We start from the raw sequence: 20,680 nt of genomic DNA, 5'->3' as shown, positions 1-20,680 counted from the left end.
CTAGACAGGTATTTAACGCTAGGCAAAACAATTTTTTAATGCTGACTATTTATACAAACAATAAAGTTTTCAATTTATTGTAAATTCTGAATAATTTGTCAGAAAAATATAGATTTTATTTTTCTTTAAAAATATCAATAATATATTTCCACCAAATTTAGAATATTTGTTAATTTAATGAGCAAGAGCAATACAATCAGCGCCTTTCCAGCTAAAATAAACTCCAAAAACCCGTACAGATATTCTAAAATCTATTTTTCCTTTTACTACTCTCCCTTTATGACAAGTCTCCGTACTCGGGATATTGTTGCCTTGGGTTTTATGACCTTTGCACTATTTATTGGTGCAGGTAACATTATCTTTCCACCGATTGTGGCGCAACAGGCCGGTGAACACGTATGGTTAGCTGCTTTCGGTTTTCTGATTACTGCTGTCGGCTTACCAGTTATCACCATTGTTGCATTATCTCGTGTTGAAGGTTCTATCCAGATTTTAAGCTCGCCTTTGGGCAAAGCGGCCAGTATTTTGCTGACTGTGATCTGTTATCTGGCCGTCGGTCCTTTATTTGCAACTCCGCGTACCGCCACCGTTTCTTATGAAATCGGATTTTCTTCCTATTTCGGCAATGAATCCAGTAGCCTGCTAATTTATAGCAGTATTTATTTTGCTGTCGTGATGCTCGTTTCTCTGTATCCGAACAAGATTCTGGATACTGTCGGCTATTTTCTCTCTCCGCTTAAGATTATCTCCCTGATTATCTTAGGAGTGGCCGCTGTCATGATTCCGGCCCAGGCACCACCTGCACCGATCAACAGCTATATTGACAGCCCGGTTTCTGAAGGGATTGTGAATGGTTATCTGACCATGGACACCTTGGGTGCTCTGGTTTTCGGTATTGTGATTGTAAAAGCAATTACATCGCGTGGCGTAACGGACAAGAAGCTGATTACCAAATATGCAGTGAATGCTGCGATTATTTCGGGGATCGGTTTAACCCTGGTTTATCTGAGCCTGTTTAAACTGGGTCTGGGTAGTCATGAAGTTGCTCCAAATGCGGCCAATGGGGCGGTTATTCTGCATGCATATGTGCAATATGCCTTTGGTGACATGGGCGCGTACTTCCTGTCCGGCATGATTTTTATTGCCTGTATGGTGACTGCAATCGGCCTGACCTGTGCCTGTGCAGAGTACTTCTCCAACCTGACCAAAATTCCGTATAAAGTTCTTGTCCTGATCCTGATTGGTTTTTCGCTGCTGATATCTAACCTCGGTTTAACCAAACTGATTGCAGTTTCAGTCCCGGTATTAAGTGCGATCTATCCACCCGCCATTACAGTTATTATGCTGAGCTTCTTGACAGGCTTCTTTAAGAAACCATCGCATGTCATTGCTCCAGTGACCTTGGTTGCCTTGATCTTTGGTATCTTTGATGGCTTAAAAGTTGCCGGTTTCAGTTTACCTGCTAGCTTAGAGAGCTTGCCACTTTCTGAACAAAATATGGCCTGGTTTATCCCCTCCATGATTGTTCTACTGATTGCAGCTGTGATTGACCGTATTAGAAACTAATCTTTCTAGCATGTTGAGGTCATAAAAAAGCGAATTTTTACCCAAAATCCGTTTTTTAGCGTGATCAATAATTGTCAGGTTTTACCCAAACGGACATTTATTGTTTACACCCTGCAAAGCCCTGTTAGCGCAAATAAGTCAAAAATTGATATAAAAATAGCAAAAAACGATTTTTTTTACTGGATAGCTTGGCACAATAAGATTTATAATCTGGCTCAAATAAAAATATATTTATGCGTTTTAAATACTTAAGGTTTTTGACTTAAACCAAAATCACCTCCTACTTATACAAACACTTACACAAAATTGATTATTTCTCCATCATTTAAGCGTAAAATTTTTCTCTTTCACCTAAGATGAATCTAAAAAGTTGCAAACTTTTGCAATTGACCGTTCTGGCCTTTGGCATGCAACTATAATTCATTTTAAATCAATTGTTTATAAAGATACTTGACTAAAGTCAAGCTTTTTCACTGTGAAAGCTTTCTGGAACAGTTGCAAAAGCTGAAATTAAACAGTACAACTGTATATTCAATTCTGACTAAGTTACTCTATTTTAGTCATTTAATAAGACCAATAACTATAGGAGAAATGGAGATGTTATCAGTACATTTCAACAAGCAAGTCTTCATTGATGCTCTTAAAACCAATACCGACTTGGTGACCTTTTTAAGCACTAGCATCGCGCTCATGCTGACTTTATTTGTTCATTGTTTAATTCAAGGCAATTTAAAACTTGAATATTTCGGTTATGCGATGATTGTCTCGATGGTCTTTTTCCTCTGGGCCCTCGTTGACCAGAAATACCGCTAATCACTTCCTCAATTTTTAGATTGCCCCAGATGGATGAGCTGCCCCCTCATCCATCTGGACAGAAAAAAATAATACAAGACAGAACCTAAAATAACCCTAAAACTGCACCATACAGCAAAACTCCTGTCCCTCCCACTTCTGCAATAATTAATCCTAGCATCGCGACTGTCATCAAAATACCAGGGAAATTCCACCTGCCCAATTGATGTGGTGTCTTAAACTGATTCGTGGTATCTCTCAAATAGCCGTGCAGAATATAAGCCCCGATTGAAAAGCTGAAAAAGACTATATTCACGATGACACAGATCAAGTTAAGCGCTGCGGAAAATGCCGATACATGAGCGAGTACCGCCAAAATCAAGGATGCAGGTGCATAGAGCAAACTACTGCGATGTGCAATATCGACATAATAATGCGCCCGAGATTGTGCAGAGTTCCGGATCTGCCAATATTTCCACACGCCGGTCAGCATGCCCACCCATAAGAAAATTCCACTAAAAATGATGGCAATTTTGACTGCCAGATCAAGTGCTGCTACTTCCATAGTTTTATTCCCTGTCGTCATCCTACTGACTTTTTAGTCATTATTTGAACGAGTTTCTTTTTAGAACTGGTGTACATTAAATTAATCATTCTGATTTAAAAATATAGTGTAGCTTATGTCTAAATTTGAAACATTGACCCTAAACTGCCAAGATGGCTACCAATTAAGCGCATGTTTTTATGAAGCATCTGCATCCAAACAACAACCCTATCCCATTTTAATCTGTCCAGCGACGGGAATTACCAAACAGTTTTATCATCGTTTTAGCTGCTGGCTACAGGCACAAGGCTATGCCGTCTTGGTCTTTGACTTTCGGGGAATTGGTCAATCTTTATATGGACCTTTAAAACAGTCGACAGCCAGCATCGTGCAATGGGGACAGCAGGATATTCCTGCGGCAATTGATGCTCTTTTAGATAAAACTAAGGCTGAACGGCTCATCTTGCTGGGTCATAGTGCAGGTGGACAGCTACTCGGCCTTGTGCCAAACCATGCAAAAGTGGCTAAGGTAATTGCCATTTCTGGCTCCACAGGCCATATCAAAGGCTTAAAAGGGCGAACCAAATTACTGGCACCTCTCATGTTTGATGTGATTTTTCCCTTATCACGCTTCACTCTTGGCTATGGACCCACCCGTGCCATTGGGATGGGAGAAAACCTGCCCAAAGATGTAGCACGTGAATGGGCACAATTTTGCAGCAAGCCAGGTTATGTAATCAATGCCATTGGTAAAACCGTGACCCGACAGCAGGATTATCATGCACAGATTCAGTGTTCTATTACGGCCATCTGGTCTACAGATGATGAAATTGCTACCGAAGCCAATGTAAAAGACCTGTTACGCCTGTATCCAAATGCTGCAACAAAAGCCATTGAGTTGAATCCTTCCACTCTAGGACACAAGGCGATTGGGCATATGTCAATGTTCAAATCTTCACATGAAAACTTATGGCCTATTATTGAAAAAGAAATTGCAGCTTAGGCTATTTTTAGCTCAACAATTCAAGTAAGCCTCGGCCCTTTAATAGAAGCTCGACTTTAAACTGTTCGAATGGTCTACTACAAAGCCAAAACTTTAAAGTAGACCCTCTTTTTTATATCCTGCTATTTTAGGCAAGCACTGCTTGAGAGAATCACTTCAAGATTAACCATGACATCCGATTTGTTAAATAAGATAAAAGCTGCATTTACCATTGCTGTCACTAAACCTCAATGCAAAGTGGTATTTTTCAATTTTTTGGTATGATCTTTTTTAAGCTTGACTACTTTTAGTGCAAGCGCACACTGATATACACAATGTATGTTCACTTCCTGGTTATCAATGGTATAACTTATTTCTATGTTTTAATTTGCTTTCTTTCAACATGACTGATAATGACTACATATTGGATCGCATTGATCGCAAAATTCTCCGAGAACTTCGCAAGGATGGTCGCCTAAGTGTGACCGAACTGGCGGAGAAAGTAAGCCTGTCCACATCTCCTTGCTGGACGCGTTTAAAACGCCTGGAAAATAATAATATTATTGAGGGTTATACTGCCAATATTAATGCCAAAGCCTTAGGGATTAATGAGCTGTTCTTTATTGAAATCACGCTTGAACGTCATGATGATGAAATTTTAAATGAGTTCAGTGAAGCCTTGGCCAATATGCCTGAAGTGGTGGAAGCTCATCTGGTCACGGGTGATTATGATTATCTGGTCAAAGTCGCAGTGAAAAACTCTGAACACTACGAACGTTTTTTGCGTAAAAACCTATATTCCATGAAGGGAATTCGTCACACCCGTTCGATTTTTGCCCTGCGTCCTTTAAAGCTGGCCAATAATACGGATTTGTTGATGATTGAATAATCTGAAAAGAAGGATCAGTTATCTCACACAAGCGGATCTATTTATGTTTTAATACGCTCAGTATGAGATGAGCCTTATATGAGTATAACGTGAGTTATACGACTAGCCCCTAACCATGGGGCTTTTTATTGTCTGAATATTTTAAAACATATATAAAAATGGGCTGACGATAACGCCAACCCATGTTTTTTCTTTATCGAATTAAATATTATTTTGACTCAATGTCATAGACCCAATTTCGTGCCTGTTTGTCTGTGGTCGTTTCACAAACGTAGTAATCGTGATCCCATGAATCAGGATGGAATATTTCCTTTTTAGTATAGGTGACATTTTTGCCTTTTTCGACGCAGATAAAGCTGTCACCTTGGTCTTTGACTTGCGTTCCGTTGAGGAAACCGCCAATACAAAGGAATCGGGATTGTTTGGGCATTTTTTGGATCAACTTATACATCACTCAAATATGCGATGATTAAACGATTTATTCAGTAAGCTGTAAAGTATAGCGCACGATATACATCAACTAGTGATCAGATCAAGTGAACCTTGTGTATATATCACCAATAGTAGTCCACTAATTCCAATTAAGAGTAGTCCACCGATTCCAATTAAGAATAGTCCACCGATTCCTGATTAATAGTTCTAGAGAAATCTCTAAATCCAAATTACATCTAAGAATAGCTACATAACTCCTAGATCAACAATATGCTTGTTCAATCTTTCAATACATAGGAATTCAGATTTATTTGCATTCATCTCTTTAAACACGTTATTTTCTGATTTTACTCTTATAGGCATATCTACTAAATAGCATAGATTTTCAGCTCGTGTGATCGCAACATAGTGTAAATTTTTATCCCCTTCTAAATCGCTAAAAGTCCATTGACCTTGTTTCTTTGTTTTACGTGGCAATACCCATTGTTCCAAACCAAGGTGGATAACAACTTTAAACTCCAAACCTTTTGACTTATGAATTGACATTATTTGTAATTCATTTTTATTATGTGGTTTATATTTTTTCAACAAGAATTCATCATTAAAAATATTTTTTGTTGCCAAAATAAAATTTTCACAATCACCTTTATAATTAGTTTTATTAATTAAGCCTTTAATTATTTCACAAATTTCATCAGTATCATTTTCAGTTCTTATTTTTTTAACTTCAACCTTAAAATCATTTAATTTAATATTAATAAACCTAGACTTATAGTTCTCATATATTGAGTAACTTGAATAATTCTTACAAAATTTATATAAAATCAAATCAGAACATAACTGTGCAATATAATGATTCATACTATCAAGAGGATCATCTTCGTAAATTCTATAACTATGACGCGTATTCAAAGCATAATGCTGAACCGTTGCATTATTAGCTGCTAATATCACAAAATCTGAAAAATCAAAATTATTCTCATCTTTAATTTTTTGTATAAAATCATCTAACTTAGCGTATCTATGTTTTCCTGAATTATTTATATGCAATCCAAATATGTTTTTTTTATCAATTTCTTCTAGATCTATACCTTTTAAAAAAGCTCTAGCATATAAATCAATAGATGGGTCACATCTATGGTTTTGATCAATAGCATATTCTTTAAAATTGTGCTCATTTACAAGCGAAGTTAAATTTTCAGGAATAGCATCACGCCATCTGTAAATTGATTGATCAATATCTCCTACCGCTGTAAATTTCAACCCTAGTTTTAAAATTTCTAGAAAAACTAGATGTTGTCCTGATGAAGTATCTTGATATTCATCTACAAACAAGTATTTATATCGAGATGATATGTATCTTCTACAGACTGATGAATTTTTAAGTACAAACAAAGCTAAAGGTGTTACTGTTCTTTGCCATATTTTTCCACTTAAAAATAATCCCTTAAAAGCATTATCATTTTCTATATCTTTTAAATATATTTCTCCATTCGCAAACTCTTGTACAAATGGAATAGATTCTTCTTCCGATAAAATACTTACGATCTCAATATCATCGTTCTCATTGCCCCATAGCTTTGGCAAAAAAGGTCTAATAATTTCATTGATCAGAAAGCCATCTATAGTACCTAGATAATTGAGATTTGAACTTATCGTCTTCTTTTGAAATTTTCTTCTCAACTCTTCACTAGATTTTCTGGTGAAAGATAATCCTATTATTCCATTATGTCTTTTTAACTTTTCACAACATAAACTCATTTTATTAATAAGAACGGTAGTCTTTCCACTCCCTGGACACGCCATGATTACCGAATTATTTTCAATATCTTGAATTGCTTTTATTTGATCATTCGTCAACTTCATAACAAGACCACTTCTTTGGCAGTTTCAGAGTTCGTATTAATAAGAACTGGAGATTCAGTGTCAGTGTCAGATTGTTTTAATAATAAATTTATTAAGTACCTAATCGGCTTACCAAAATCACTTTCATAAATTTTTTCAAAGCCTTTCTTTTCTAATTTAGCCATTAATATTTGCATATTTAGGGCTTTGCTTTTTTTGAGAAAATCTACTGCACTATTATTATTTTTTTTACCTAATGCCTTCTTAATTTCTTCAGAAGCAACACTTACTAAATCACACTCTAAATCTATATTAGACATAAATATGCCATGTGCATTTATCGTCTTTTCAAAGGCTTTCCACCGTTTATCACCCAAAATATTAACTCTATTTAAAGGGTAAAGACTATGCTTCCATTTTTCGGAATCTCTATTTAATATTCCATAGCATCTATTAACTCCTAGATATTGCCATTTTATACATTTTTCATCTGTATAATTAATTTCAATTTTCTTATATACATAGCAAGGATTTAAAGAGTCATTTTTATTAAAACCATGAACTTTGCAATTCATTTCTACAGTACTAATATCATTATCAGTTCTTAATGAAAATGGTATTTCTAGAGCTCTTAAAACGGCTGCAAATACTTTAAATTGAATTCCTCCAACTGCAAAAACGGATAAATTATAGTAATCAATATCAACTTTATTTTTAAGCAACAGTTCCTTATATAGAATTTCTTCAGATGGGCCCTCAACTAAAAAAACACCACTTGAAAAAAATGCTTCTGCAGGGATAATGCTCATCCTATAACCTAATTCTTCCCATGCTTTTTCTAGTTCTTTTGTACAACCATTACTGGCCGCAATTGTAGAGAAATCTTTCTTAAATAATCTAATAATAGAACTTGGCGAAAAACTTGAGGCTATTTGCGGAGAGTGTGTTGTTATTAAACATTGACTTTGTAATTCTGAAGATAAATAACTAGCTAATTTTCTTTGTTGATGTGGGTGTAAATGTGCCTCTGGCTCCTCAACAACATAAAACACTACTTCATCATTTGAATCGTGTTCAAATTCGCTCAGTGCCTTCCATAAAGCAATTAAAATTTGATTATTACGTCCATCACCACCCAACATAACATTTGAGCCACCGCTCATTGCCCCTAATTGTAATTTATTAATAAAATCATCCACTTCTATACCACTAGCATTTAGTTTTACATCATAATCATCATGGGCATAAGCTAATTTCTTTAATTCTAAATTAACTTCTTGAGTAGCAGTTTTTACATATTCTAATTGTGCAACTTTATCGTCTAGGTCAACCAATTGCTTAGAAATTTCTAGTACGTTTTCTCGATCAAGCTTTTCTTGTTCTTCAGTAATCTTTGTTTTGGAGATCCTAAGTAATTGTTTTTTCTCTTTAGCAATAAATTTGCTTAAATCTCTTTGGGAAGAAATATACTTTAAATTGATATATTTTAAATAATAACGACTTTGAATTTCAGATAAGTCTGTCTCATTTTGACCAAGATATAATTTATAATCTAGATTTTCTTTAGAAGCCATGTATTTAAAAACACATTCTCCATCATCACTTACGTGTTCTTTCAAAATGGATAATGCAGCTTCTTCTTTAATATCAAAGAATTTAATTATGATTTCTAAATTTTCAGACTGGACACCACCCTGTACATGAAAATCCAACTCTGATGGCTCTATATCCAATTCAGAAAGACTTCTGTCTAACATGAGGCGTAATGCATAAATGAGATTAGTTTTACCAACATCATTTTCACCAATAATTAAAGTGTTATTATTAAAATTTATTGTCGCATCTTTATAATTTCTAAAACCTTTTAGAATTACTTTATCAATTTTCATCATTTTACCCTTAATTATTACGCCACCGCTTCATTAAATGCTTCAACAACCCCAAATATGTTGTCAGCATCTGCTTCGCTAAACACACCGTCAATTCCTTCATAGTGGATTTGATTGAAAGGTGGTTCATAAAGTTGTGCCGCATCCAGTACACCGTTTTGAGTCAAATGCTCAATTAGCATTTCCACAAAACGTATTTGTTTCTCGTTATACGTTGAGCCTTGCAAATACTTAGAAAAAGCTTCCTGAACCGCCTGACGCTCTAATCCGACCAGAGAACGAATGAAGAGAGGTAAGGATTTTTCAGTCCCAAAACATTCTTCAAATTTATCTCGGCTTTCAACTTCTTGCGCTTCAAAAACAAAGCGTTCTAACTCACTTAAATCAGTCGGTGTAAGAGTCAAACCACGTTTTAACTTTGCAATCGTAATATGATTTTCATTCGCTTTGATGAAACTTTCTACACGCTTACGGTACTGAGCAAGATTGACACCACTTGATACGACAGGAATATCAACCGCTTGCATATCTCCAATTTCATCATCAAGCATGGAATACACAATAGTCGATGTGGATTTTTCAATCAGTTTCACCAAGCCACGAATACGTTTACGCATCGCCTCAAGCATTGGCAAGGTGATGCCTTTCCAATATTCAACGGTTTGAATGTCTTGAATCAGCGCAATCTGTTCTGCAACAACAGGAATATTTTCTTTGCTTTCTAGCTTTGAAGCGATTTCAATTACTTTATTGGCATAACTCTGAATCGCTGTATTGTTCTTTTCCAATACTGCCAACTCAAGGTTGTAGCAAAGCATATCAAACAATTTGGCTTCTAATGTTTCAGGCTCAAGTTGATTCGGTAGTTTAGAAATGTGTTCTCGTAACGTACCAATGGCAAGGTCATCCAAGTTGTTCCAAGCATCATCATTTTTGAAGTGTTCAACATGCTCAAGTTCAGATTTCACAATGAAATTGTCATTGTTCATTGACTTCACTTCAGTCTGTAAACTTTGACGCATGTCTTGCTGTACAGCTTTTAGCTCTTCGGTGGCATCGTCCTTCGCATTCAGTAAACTCAGGATATTTAAACGTGCTTTAAACAAGCGTTGTCCGAGTGGCTCTGTGGTCGATACAGGCGCACCATCTGGATTTTCATTGAAGTATTCAAAGTTAGAGCAATAGTCGAAGATAAAAAATTCTTTTTTATCTTTTTCAGGGCTAAACAGTTCTTTGCAGAGGCGTGTGCCACGCCCAATCATCTGCATAAACTTCACTTTAGAACGTACAGCTTTAAAGAATACTAAGTTGACCACTTCAGGTACATCAATGCCTGTATCAAGCATATCCACTGAAATCGCAATCTGTGGCTCAGGTAAATCTTTCTTGCTAAAGTCATCAATTAAGCTTTGTGGATACTTAGTGGCATGGGTAATGACACGGGCAAACTTGCCATCATATTGCGGATAGTTTTCATTGAAGCGGTCAGCAATAAATTGGGCATGTTTTTGATTGACGGCAAAGATAATAGTTTTACCCAAACGATCTCCACCTTCAGTTTTAATACCATTTTCCATCAAGTGCTTGAGCATTAAATCAATCGTGCCTGTATTAAACAGCTCTTTATTGATTTTGGATGCTGAAACTTCTTCAGGTGCTTCTTCATCGCCCCAATTTAGGCTATCCCAATGTTGTTTTTCTTCTTCAGAGAGTTCGTCATATTTCACGCCTTCACGCATGAATTTAAGCGGAACTGAGTAGGCTTTGGGTGGCACGAGATAACCATCAGCAATGGCTTGGTCAAGATCATAGTAATCGGTTGGTACACCGCTTTCTAAGCCAAACAGTGCATAGGTATCACGGTCAACTTCATCTCGTGGCGTGGCAGTTAAACCGACAAGTAAGCTATCGAAGTATTTAAAAATCTCACCAAACTTTTGGTACACGCTACGGTGTGCTTCATCGACAATAATCAGGTCGAACATACCTGTGCCGAATTGGCGTGTACCATCGGCATTTTTTTCGTCAATCAAGCCGATCATGGTTTGATAGGTCGAGAAATACACTCGACCGACTTGGTTTTTATCTTCAAGTAAATTGACGAATGAGGCATCTTTTAAATTGGCTTTAAAGGCGTTGTGCGCTTGATTGACCAGTGAAGTACGGTCTGCAAGGAATAATGCTTTTTGCACCACATTGGCTTTCATCAGCACATCGACCAGTGCAATGGCGGTACGGGTTTTACCTGTTCCTGTTGCCATAATCAGTAAGCCTGCACGTTCTTTACGTTGATAGGCTGCAAGCATGGCTTTGATGGCACGAGTTTGGTAGTAACGCTCGACAATATCTGTATTTATCGGGAAGCTGCTTAAATCAGGATTGTTTTTGCGTCTTTCGATCAGGCGTTTGAGTTCTGCCTGTGTATAGAAGCCGTGAACTAAGCGTGGTGGACCACCTTGCACATCGTTCCAGATTCGGGTTTTGTAACCATTGGTATAGAAAATGACAGGGCGTTGTCCTGTTTGTTGCTCTAAACAGTCTGCATAGAGCTTGGCTTGTTGTTGTCCAATATCAGGGTCAGTCGATGTGCGTTTTGCTTCAACCACAGCCAAAGGCAAGCCATTGGCATCATACAGTACATAATCCACTGCACCTTTACCCGATGGACTCGGCATACCTGTTACAGCAACTTCCTCTCGAACCGATGTACCTATTTCCCAGCCTGCTTCTTCAAGCATCAGGTCAATTTTAAGTTTTCGAGTTTCGTCTTCTTTATAGTCGGTATGGTCTTCGATTTTGCTGTTGGCAATTTTGGCTTGTTCAACGTCTGCACGTTTTTGTGCAAGTTCAGCATCTATATTTGCAAGTAATTTTTCACGCTCTTCTAAACTTGCGGACAGTTCAAATAGTTTTTGTTCACGTTCCCGTAAAGCTTTATGTTGCTCCGCAAACTGTTTTTCTTTGGCTTCTGTTTCTTTTTGCAGTTGTTCTTGGTTGGCGGTGATTTGCTGAGTATTGTCAGCATTTGGTATTAGTTTTGGGTTAAATAAAATCGACTGAGAGCGGTCTTTTGAGGGTGAGCCATAGTTCCGTTCAAACCAAACATACATCAGGAATAAATGGCTGATGTGTTTTACTGTTTCTTCGGTGGTGAGTTGTTTGAACTTTTTCCCATGTACGGCACTGTTGCCGACCATGCGGATGTTGTCCATTTTGTCCCAAATATAGGGCGGAATCAGGTCTTTAAATTTGAGATCGTTGAGTAAGTTATGTAGTGAGGCATCATAAGGTTGGGTCAGTTTTTTGTCGTATTGATAGAGCCATAGCACAAGGTTTTCAAGTGATGTACGAGCCGCAGCAAGGGCAAATTGAGGGGATATATACGTGAGCTTTTCGGCTTCTTTGGCAGTGGCTGCCAAGCTTTTAAATTCAGGTTCTAAAAACGAGAAGTTGCTCATGTATATACCCTCATATTTTTAATCAAATTTTATAAAGTGCCATTAAATGCTTGGTTTTGTAGTGAACTAAACAACTGATTTTGCATATCTAGTTGCTCATTAAGCTTTTTCTTTTGATCTTCAATCTTTAAATACAAGTTAGCCCATTGTTCCTGTAACTTTATTGGAGGAATGTAAAACTTCATTATTTCAATTCCTCCTTGGCTAACTGTATGTTGTCCTGCCGAAGTCTTTATCTGCTTAGAAATGATGTTTTTTCCTTGCGGAGTATTGAAACAATAGCTCAAGAAATTAGGTATATACCTCTCACTTAATTTTATTCTAATTAAATGATCATTATGAAATATTGGTTCTTTATACCCTGAAAAAACAGCAGAACGTCCAACATACTCAGGGTTACCATTAACACGAATAAATAAAATATCCCCTTCATCAACAGAAAAGCGTTTCTTTTCTGAGTCATCCAATGAAATTCTATTCAACTCTTTGTCAAAGTGAATCCCATCATAATGAACATCTTGTAAACGTAGAACAATATCACCTACATTTTCCAATTCTTTTCTGCGGCGAGATAAACCATTATTTGCATGTAATATATTATTTTTTAGTGGCTCAATCTGCCATCCTTTAGGATTACTAACAGGATCACCAAACATATCAATAAAAGTGGCTTGTAAAAGCTGATCTAACTTTTCAATCGCTTGCTGACGTTTTTGGCGAAGCTCATCCGCTTGATCTAAAATAGAGGCAATTCGGCGTTGTTCTGCAAGTGGTGGGAGTGGGATTTCAACATTCAGTAAATCCGTTTTTCCTAGGTTTATCTGTAAACCGCCACTTGCGAATTTTCTATAATATTCTCTAGTCTTCGGGTCATTTAACACATGTTGGAGGTATTTATTATCTACTTTAGAGGAATCTTTGATAATTAGCTTACCAACTCGTTGATTCAATAAAATATTTCTACCATCAGTTTGCACCAAAGTCGGGACACCTAAAAGCTTTGGATCGTTTGCAAGGTCAGTCATGGCAATTACAAGATCACCATCTTTCAATAGAAAACCTTTATATTGGTCAGCAAAACTATCAGGTAAGAATCTTGGATTGTATTCAATATCAAAAATTCCACCTAATCGAATATTACTCATACGACAACTTAAGGTATTTGAATTTTCAACATAATCAGATGATTTAAAAGCATATCCATTTTGTAAATCACAAATTTCAGAGAGCTTAACCTTGATCACTTAAGCATCTCCTTAAGCGTAGCCATTCCTTTTAAAATATCCTGCTCAAGTACCTCTAAATCCGCCAAAATTTTACTTGGTGCTTCATATTCCACTTGTTCATACACCACCTCCTTATAACGGTTAATCGACAAATCATAACCATTGGCAGCAATATCGGCTTTATCCACCATAAAGCTTTGCTCTGTGGCTTTACGAGTGCTTTCCGCTTCCAAGTTTTTAAAACGAGCAATAATGTCAGGAATGTTATTATTTTCATGCTTAGATGCATCTAGCTCGTTACGCTTATCATCCAGCGAATAACCATCTGCCTGCATATCGTAGAACCAAACTTTGTCCGTACCGCCCGACATGGTTTTGGTAAAAATCATGATCGCAGTTGAAACACCTGCATACGGCTTAAACACACCTGAAGGCATGGAAATAATCGCTTCAAGCTTTTGCTCTTCCACAATCTTTTGACGTAATGCTTTATGTGCAGTTGATGAACCAAATAACACGCCATCAGGCACAATTACCGCAGCACGACCACCTGTTTTTAACAAACGTAAGAACAAGGCTAAAAATAACAATTCGGTCTTTTTAGTTTTGACTACGGCTTGAATATTCTTAGCACAGCTTTCATTGTCCAAACTGCCTGCAAATGGCGGATTGGCAAGGATTAGACTGTATTTTTCCGCAATATGTGAATGCGTTTCGCTTAAAGAATCACGGTTTTCAATACGTGGGTTTTCTACACCGTGCAGCATCATATTCATCGAACCAATGCGAAGCATAGTGCTGTCAAAATCATAACCAAAGAAAGTTTCTTCACTAAAACGTTTAGCTGCTTCAGGGTTGGCAAAAATCTCAGTACTGTAATGATCGTTTAAATATTCACTTGCAGCCACCAAAAAGCCCGCTGTACCGCACTAAGGATTACAATAAGTAGTATGGACACTCTCAATATTTTGTTTTTTATCAATATTAATAAATAAAAGAATGTCCATAAAATCCCTAACAACTATGGACATAATATTAAAGAAAGCATCATAAAAGTCTATTCAAAAAACTTCACAGCCATGTTATCTAATCTCTCTTTCACCACCTCCCAATCAGGCATCACTTGAGTCAAAAGTTGGTAGAACCGATCACTATGGTTATGCTCAACTAAATGGCATAACTCATGCAGAATCACATAATCAATGCAGATTGTAGGCGCTTTAACTAGATGAGGATTGAGCGTAAGTACACCTGATGGAGAGCAGTTTCCCCACTGTGTTCGCATGGTCATCAAACGAATATCAGGCTGAGTTTCAACCCATAAGGCCTGTTCTAGAATACGTTGCAAACGTATTTCAAATATGACTTTTGCTCGCGATCTATACCATTCATTTAAGTGAGATTTAATACTTTCAATATCCGTATCTAAGGTGTTTACCTCCAATCTTCCCCTCAGAAGTTTTACACCTTTTGGCTTGGTATCATCATGAATCACTTTTAATTGATACTGTTTACCCAAATAAAAGTGGCTTTCACCACTTTTATATTGGCGAGGCGTGATAAATCTGCTTTGCTCACGGAACTCTCGTAATTGTTTATAGATCCAACGACTACGCTGCTTTACAGCTTCAATGATTGTTTTATCATCTGCATTTAACGGTGCCGATACAACTACCCGACAATCAGCATAGACTTTAATCAGTATCTTTTCAGTACGGCTAGGACTTTCAAGCACCTCAAAATCAACAACTTCACCACCATAAATGATGCTTAACTTTTTCTCATCTAGCATATTCATCCTAGAGCCCATTTAAACCGACCCGAGTAATTTGTACGATCATTTCCACAATTTTTTTGGCTTGATCCATACCACTCCCAATGGATTTACATTCACGGAACATCTGCGGTAATAGTTTTTTACGGATATCTGCTTCAATATTTTGTGGATTAATTGAGTTTTCAGCTACAGAACTCATCACAGAACGATCAACCTCAAAAGCGAGTTGAATCCACTTATCTTGATTCTGTTGATCTGTTATCGAGAATGCTTCAGGTAATAGTTTCTTAAATACACCATAATAAGCTTGAGCATGCTTATTATCACTGAACACATCAGGGATTTCATCTAAACGACGTGCCTCAACTTGTTCTTCAAACTCTCTAAACAGCATGTGTTGCTTCAATGGATGATCAAACTCTTTCTCTGCCTCTTCAATAACTTGACGTAGCAGCTTAGAGAAAGCCTCCTGAGCATAAGGATCATCACGCAATTGCTGCTCAATCATCTTCGTTACACGAGTTTTGATGATATCCGTTTCATTACGTGTTTTCTCTTCACTCCAATCTTCAGGCTGAGCTATTTTACCCATCTTACCGACTTCATAAACACCATCAGGGTCCTTGACCTCAATGCCTACAACATGCTTATCAATCAGTTTTTTAACTTGCTCAGCATATTGATCGTAGTCAATCGTCTCTCCAGCATCTCGTTTCACAATCTGACGCAAGCTTGTAAATAGTTTGACTGTTTCTTTGTAGTGCTGACGATCTGCATCAGAAAAGCTTTTATCCTCAAAGAAGGTTGCTGACTGTAACGCAACTTTTAAACAACTTGCGAATTCTGTAAGTGCTTCATAAAAATCATCACGTACTTTTAAGTGAATATCGACTAACTCTCCCTCACGTTCTTCAATACGAGGGACTAAAACTTGGCGTAACTGCTCTGGATCATTTTTATTTTTCACATCAGCAAAAATTGCCCAAAGTGCTTTATACAAACGAGGTAATCGTTTGTATTCGGAGCTCATTTGAGTATATAAGCCTGTGAGATCGTTAATATCATAGCCGCCTTGGGTACGGGCAGCGAGATCTTGGTAATCAAGAATTGTGGCATCCAATTCTTTTAAAATACCTCGATAGTCGATCAACAAACCAAACTTTTTCATTGGATGAAGTCGGTTTACACGCGCAATTGCTTGAATCAAATTGTGCTGTTTTAAGTTTTTATCAATATAAAGAACAGCATTTTTAGGTTCATCAAAACCTGTTAAGAGCTTATCCACCACAATCAGTAATTTGAGAGAATCATCTTTTTCAAAACGCTCAATCACTTGTTTAGTATAGGCTTGCTCATCCTGAGTGCCGACATTCTCTTTCCACCATTGGGTCACTTCAGGAGTAGTCGATTCATCAACATCCGTATTCCCTTCACGACTATCAGGTGGGCTCATCACCACAGCAGACTCAAATAAGCCCGCTTCATCCAAGTACTTTTTATACTTAATCGCTGAAGCCTTGCTATCGCAAGCAAGCTGTCCTTTTAAACCATCATCAATATTTTTCACAAAGTGATTGGCAATATCTAATGCTATCAGGCGAATACGATCATCCGCAGTATAAATCTCACCTTTTCTCGCGAACTTACGTTTTAAATCTGCTTTTTGCTGATCATTTAAACCTTCTGTAATCCGTTCAAACCACGTATCAATCGCTCGTTCATTGACATCTAAATCCGGGATTCGTTCTTCATAGAGCAAAGGTGTTACAGTTTTATCTTCTACCGCTCGCTGCATGGTATAGGCATGAACAATAGGACCAAACTTATTCACGGTCTTTTCATCTTTAAGTAATGGCGTACCTGTAAATGCCACGAATGCCGCATTTGGCAGTGCGAGTTTCATACGTACATGGTTTTCACCACCTTGGCTTCGATGCCCTTCATCAATCAGGACAATGAAGTCTGAACTTGTGTTAACACATTCAGGAAGCTTGGTTGCAGAATTAAACTTCTGAATCAAAGAGAACATGATTCGTTCTGTACCCTTACCAATTTGTTCAGCCAAGCGTTTGCCTGAAGTCGCCATGGCATTTTGCTTGTCTCTTTTTCCGGCTAATTCTCCACCAGACACAAAGGTTTTACTAAGTTGATCTTCTAAATCGACACGGTCAGTAACAACCAAGATACGGCATTGTTTTAAAGCCTCATGCAAGATCAAAGCTTTACTAAGAAAGACCATGGTAAAAGATTTACCTGAGCCCGTTGTATGCCAAATGACACCACCTTCGCGTCCACCTTTGCTGTTCTTCGTACTAATACGCTCAATGAGGCGTTTGATACCAAAGATTTGCTGATAACGGGCAACAATTTTTCCTGCTTTCTTATCGAAAAGCGTATATAGGCGAACCATTTCGAGTAGTCGTTCAGGCTTTAATAGACTAATCAGCAGTTGATCTTGACCTGTAACAGCTAAGTCTCCACCTGCAATTAGGTTTTCATACCAATTTAAGTCATCGACTGGACGATAAGAAAATAGGCTCTGTTTTTGTGAAGCAGTTAATTTCTTATTTTTAAGCGCATACATCTCTGCATCAGAAATATCTTCTTCTCGCCACGCTGCCCAAAACTTAGCAGGGGTATTACATGTGCCGTAACGCCCTTCATGTCCATTTATAGAAAGCAGAAGTTGACTATAGGCAAAAAGATGTGGAATTTCATCAGGTCGCTGATTACGAAGCGTCTGAGAAATGCCTTCATTAATCGTTGGACCTTTCTTAGCCTGACTATCAGGGCGTTTTGCTTCAATCACAACTAAGGGAATACCATTTACAAAGCAAACAATATCAGGTCTACGTGTATCTACACCACCTGAGCGTGTGACAGCAAATTCTTCAGTATATGAAAAGTCATTGTTAAGAATATTATGCCAATCAATCAATGGAATTGTTGGGCTGACCTTCTTTCCGTTCACAAATTCAGTGACAGGAATGCCGTAGAACAAATGGTTATACATTTTCTCGTTAGCGGTCAGTAGCCCTTCATTTAACGCAGGGCTACATATCTCAGCAATTAAGTTATCAACTGATTTTGGCGATAGTGGATATTCTTTGCCCGCGAATGGAAAAGTACGTTTAGAAAGCTCTTGACGTAAAATTTGGCGTAATACCACTTGGTCTTGTTTTCCATCACGGGCAGCGAGTGCCTGTGATAGTGGTAAAAATGACCATCCCAAATTAGACAATAATGTTAAAGCAGGGATAAGTGAAGAATACTTTTCTTGAAACTTTATAGAATTATTCATTTAGCTTCACCTACACTGAAGACATCTTTAATAAATTTTGAAACTATATATTTTGTTTTATGAAAAATGGACTTAATAGTTAAACCATTAAAATTACCTAGAAAAATAAACAATACCGCAAAAATACCTATTAAAAAAATAAAGATATTATTAATTTTTGGAACAGGTAACCAATTCAAATATGATTTAAAAAATATAGCCGATCCTTCTGGAATCATCGTTGAAGGAAAAGATTGATAAAAAAATAAAAATAGAACACTAATTAAAATCAAGACCAATAAATACGCTGCTATTGTTGCAATAAAATCAGCGAATACAATAATCTTACTCTCAACTGAGGAAAGTTTGTTCTCAGCATTTTTTGCTGCTTGTTTTATTAAGTCTATTTCACTCTGTTTTTTATCAGTTAAATCTTGGATTTCCTTATCCTTTTGGCCTATATATTTTTCTTTAATTGTTTCAACTATCTCAAATACATCATCATGGGTGAAATCTGTACCTACAGAAACAGAGACATCATGAACTAATGCTAATAAGTCGGAATCCCATCTAACAAGCATAAACTCTTCTTTTGTGATACTTCCTGATTTTTCTAAAAGCTCTAATCTACTAATAAAACTATCCCAAAATTTATCATCACTATAAAGAAATCCATAAGCGGAGGTTAATAACTGATTAGAAGGTAAAGATGAAAAAAAGTTAGGTTTCTTTAACCAGAATAAGGATAGTAACCAAGTTTCAGAAACAGCTAAAGGCATAGCCTCCAATGGCAATTCATTAGCAAAATAATCAGTTGTTTTTTCACGCAAAAGTTTATTATTAGTTACAAATAATGTCATTTTTTCTGACATTTTATGAACTAACTTCCCCTCACGTTGGTTATAGACCCTAGATATACATATAACATCATGAGATAAATTTTTCTGATTTGAAAAAAAATTAGAAAGAAAAGATTCAAATCCACTCTCATCACAAGTGAAATTTTTATTCAAATTAAATCCATATTCTATTTTCAAACCCAAGCTTTCAATTTTATTTTTAAGTAATTTTATTTCCGTTTCAAGACGAATTTCATCATACCCCTCCATCCTTAACAACTCTAAAGTTTTTGTATTAAACCTTTTAAAGTTTTTATTTTTTAAATCTATTTTCCACGCAGTTAACAACCCTTCAACTTCATTAAAAGTTTTATCAAAAATTACAATATTGATATTATTTAACTTCAATAATTCCAAAAATTCATTTAGATGTTGTAACTTAGTTTTTCCACTAAACCCCAATAAACCTACAATAATTGGCGTATCAAGATAGACTGTTAAATTGTCATATGATTTTTTTGGTGAAATCTTATCCGCTAAACATAAATAATTTGCTAAAATCATACCTTTAGCACATCTAGAGAAATGCTCTAACAGAGCCCCCCTTTGCTTATATATTTCCCCAATATATGATGAAATAACATGATTGGTGTTTTTAACCTTATTTGCAATTTTTGCTTTTTCAAACCTATGAATAGAAGCAATATCTGATAAGTTATCTTCGATAAATTTAGATAACAATTGATCACACTCATCTAGACTTAAATCAACTGAAAATTTATCTTTCGCATATTTTTTGAAATCTTCCTTTACAAAACTCAACGATAATTCTACTTGCTCTTTCTTTTGATCAAATCCATTTTTCCATTCATTAATTATTTGTGCATCAGGAATAAAAACTCCATTTTCTTTTTTAAGAAGTTTTCTAGACTTTGCTCTAGCAAGAAAAGTACTAATTGCACCCAATGGTGGTGTAATGCCAAAAAGTTTATTTATTCCAATCTGTAAATTATTAACATTCACTTCTGTTAATTTTTCGTGAGAAATAATTACAGCTATTAATGGTAAAAAAAGATCAATTTCGTCATAGAAATCATCCTTTTTTAAGGTTTCCAATAAAGCTAATTGAACTAAGAAACTATTCGACAAGGCAACCCCCAT

The 20,680-nt window shown here is 36.5% G+C and carries 13 protein-coding genes and 1 pseudogene; 4 read left to right on the top strand and 10 right to left on the bottom strand.

All coding sequences use genetic code 11. The annotated features are described in order from the left end of the window. The first annotated feature begins 279 nt into the window (after nucleotides 1–279). Nucleotides 280–1,566 (top strand): branched-chain amino acid transport system II carrier protein, encoded by a 1,287-nt coding sequence (gene brnQ, locus NI461_RS03380; RefSeq protein ID WP_253156598.1) that lies wholly within the window; start codon nucleotides 280–282, stop codon nucleotides 1,564–1,566. A gap of 597 nt (nucleotides 1,567–2,163) precedes the next feature. After that, nucleotides 2,164–2,379 carry a hypothetical protein gene (locus tag NI461_RS03375; RefSeq protein WP_151203232.1) on the top strand — a complete coding sequence of 72 codons (216 nt, stop codon included), beginning with the start codon at nucleotides 2,164–2,166 and terminating at the stop codon, nucleotides 2,377–2,379. An 85-nt stretch (nucleotides 2,380–2,464) separates the two neighbouring features. Here NI461_RS03375 and NI461_RS03370 read toward each other — a convergent pair whose 3' ends face one another. After that, a complete protein-coding gene (locus NI461_RS03370) occupies nucleotides 2,465–2,923 on the bottom strand; it encodes a hypothetical protein (RefSeq protein ID WP_174659645.1) in 459 nt (152 codons plus the stop codon). 115 nt (nucleotides 2,924–3,038) lie between these two features. On the opposite strand from NI461_RS03370, the gene NI461_RS03365 reads away from it, so the two are divergent. Together NI461_RS03365 and NI461_RS03360 are read left to right on the top strand one after the other, a co-directional pair. Next, nucleotides 3,039–3,905, top strand: a complete 867-nt coding sequence (locus tag NI461_RS03365; RefSeq protein ID WP_174659644.1) for an alpha/beta fold hydrolase — start codon at nucleotides 3,039–3,041, stop codon at nucleotides 3,903–3,905. Nucleotides 3,906–4,287: 382 nt separating this feature from the next. Continuing rightward, the gene (locus tag NI461_RS03360; protein WP_174659643.1) at nucleotides 4,288–4,773 is read left to right on the top strand and encodes an Lrp/AsnC family transcriptional regulator; all 486 of its coding nucleotides are present in this window, start codon (nucleotides 4,288–4,290) and stop codon (nucleotides 4,771–4,773) included. A gap of 208 nt (nucleotides 4,774–4,981) precedes the next feature. Here the strand turns inward: NI461_RS03360 and NI461_RS03355 are convergent, their stop codons facing one another. The 9 genes and pseudogenes from NI461_RS03355 to NI461_RS03315 all read right to left on the bottom strand — a co-directional run bounded on the left by NI461_RS03355 (nucleotide 4,982) and on the right by NI461_RS03315 (nucleotide 20,680). Beyond that, nucleotides 4,982–5,203, bottom strand: a complete 222-nt coding sequence (locus tag NI461_RS03355) for a hypothetical protein (RefSeq protein WP_151207775.1) — start codon at nucleotides 5,201–5,203, stop codon at nucleotides 4,982–4,984. A gap of 248 nt (nucleotides 5,204–5,451) precedes the next feature. After that, entirely contained in the window at nucleotides 5,452–7,071 is a 1,620-nt protein-coding gene (locus NI461_RS03350; RefSeq protein ID WP_253156596.1) for an ATP-dependent helicase, read from the bottom strand. Beyond that, nucleotides 7,068–8,939, bottom strand: a complete 1,872-nt coding sequence (locus NI461_RS03345; protein WP_099143604.1) for an AAA family ATPase — start codon at nucleotides 8,937–8,939, stop codon at nucleotides 7,068–7,070. The genes NI461_RS03350 and NI461_RS03345 overlap by 4 nt, the downstream gene beginning before the upstream one ends. Nucleotides 8,940–8,956: 17 nt before the next feature. Then, on the bottom strand, nucleotides 8,957–12,397 hold the full coding sequence (locus NI461_RS03340; RefSeq protein ID WP_253156594.1) for a DEAD/DEAH box helicase family protein: 3,441 nt from the start codon (nucleotides 12,395–12,397) through the stop codon (nucleotides 8,957–8,959). Between the two features lie 29 nt (nucleotides 12,398–12,426). Further along, nucleotides 12,427–13,641 carry a restriction endonuclease subunit S gene (locus tag NI461_RS03335; RefSeq protein WP_253156592.1) on the bottom strand — a complete coding sequence of 405 codons (1,215 nt, stop codon included), beginning with the start codon at nucleotides 13,639–13,641 and terminating at the stop codon, nucleotides 12,427–12,429. Continuing rightward, nucleotides 13,638–14,564 (bottom strand): annotated as a pseudogene (locus NI461_RS03330) (class I SAM-dependent DNA methyltransferase); the annotation flags it as partial. The pseudogene NI461_RS03330 and the gene NI461_RS03335, both read right to left, overlap by 4 nt. A 116-nt stretch (nucleotides 14,565–14,680) precedes the next feature. Beyond that, nucleotides 14,681–15,421 carry a M48 family metallopeptidase gene (locus tag NI461_RS03325; protein WP_253152385.1) on the bottom strand — a complete coding sequence of 247 codons (741 nt, stop codon included), beginning with the start codon at nucleotides 15,419–15,421 and terminating at the stop codon, nucleotides 14,681–14,683. 1 nt (nucleotide 15,422) lies between these two features. Then, the gene (locus NI461_RS03320; RefSeq protein ID WP_253156589.1) at nucleotides 15,423–18,701 is read right to left on the bottom strand and encodes a type I restriction endonuclease subunit R; all 3,279 of its coding nucleotides are present in this window, start codon (nucleotides 18,699–18,701) and stop codon (nucleotides 15,423–15,425) included. Continuing rightward, complete coding sequence (locus NI461_RS03315; protein ID WP_253156588.1) at nucleotides 18,698–20,680, bottom strand: hypothetical protein; 1,983 nt, start codon at nucleotides 20,678–20,680, stop codon at nucleotides 18,698–18,700. Before NI461_RS03315 ends, NI461_RS03320 begins: the two co-directional genes overlap by 4 nt.

This window comes from Acinetobacter sp. S4400-12 (genome assembly GCF_024129495.1).
Lineage (GTDB): Bacteria > Pseudomonadota > Gammaproteobacteria > Pseudomonadales > Moraxellaceae > Acinetobacter > Acinetobacter lwoffii_C.
This window is presented reverse-complemented; position numbering and strand designations above follow the sequence as displayed.

Coding starts and splice junctions, on each gene's coding strand:
- brnQ (WP_253156598.1), top strand. CDS start 280: ATGACAAGTCTCCGTACTCGGGATATTGTTGCCTTGGGTTTTATGACC.
- NI461_RS03375 (WP_151203232.1), top strand. CDS start 2,164: ATGTTATCAGTACATTTCAACAAGCAAGTCTTCATTGATGCTCTTAAA.
- NI461_RS03370 (WP_174659645.1), bottom strand. CDS start 2,923: ATGGAAGTAGCAGCACTTGATCTGGCAGTCAAAATTGCCATCATTTTT.
- NI461_RS03365 (WP_174659644.1), top strand. CDS start 3,039: ATGTCTAAATTTGAAACATTGACCCTAAACTGCCAAGATGGCTACCAA.
- NI461_RS03360 (WP_174659643.1), top strand. CDS start 4,288: ATGACTGATAATGACTACATATTGGATCGCATTGATCGCAAAATTCTC.
- NI461_RS03355 (WP_151207775.1), bottom strand. CDS start 5,203: ATGCCCAAACAATCCCGATTCCTTTGTATTGGCGGTTTCCTCAACGGA.
- NI461_RS03350 (WP_253156596.1), bottom strand. CDS start 7,071: ATGAAGTTGACGAATGATCAAATAAAAGCAATTCAAGATATTGAAAAT.
- NI461_RS03345 (WP_099143604.1), bottom strand. CDS start 8,939: ATGAAAATTGATAAAGTAATTCTAAAAGGTTTTAGAAATTATAAAGAT.
- NI461_RS03340 (WP_253156594.1), bottom strand. CDS start 12,397: ATGAGCAACTTCTCGTTTTTAGAACCTGAATTTAAAAGCTTGGCAGCC.
- NI461_RS03325 (WP_253152385.1), bottom strand. CDS start 15,421: ATGAATATGCTAGATGAGAAAAAGTTAAGCATCATTTATGGTGGTGAA.
- NI461_RS03320 (WP_253156589.1), bottom strand. CDS start 18,701: ATGAATAATTCTATAAAGTTTCAAGAAAAGTATTCTTCACTTATCCCT.
- NI461_RS03315 (WP_253156588.1), bottom strand. CDS start 20,680: ATGGGGGTTGCCTTGTCGAATAGTTTCTTAGTTCAATTAGCTTTATTG.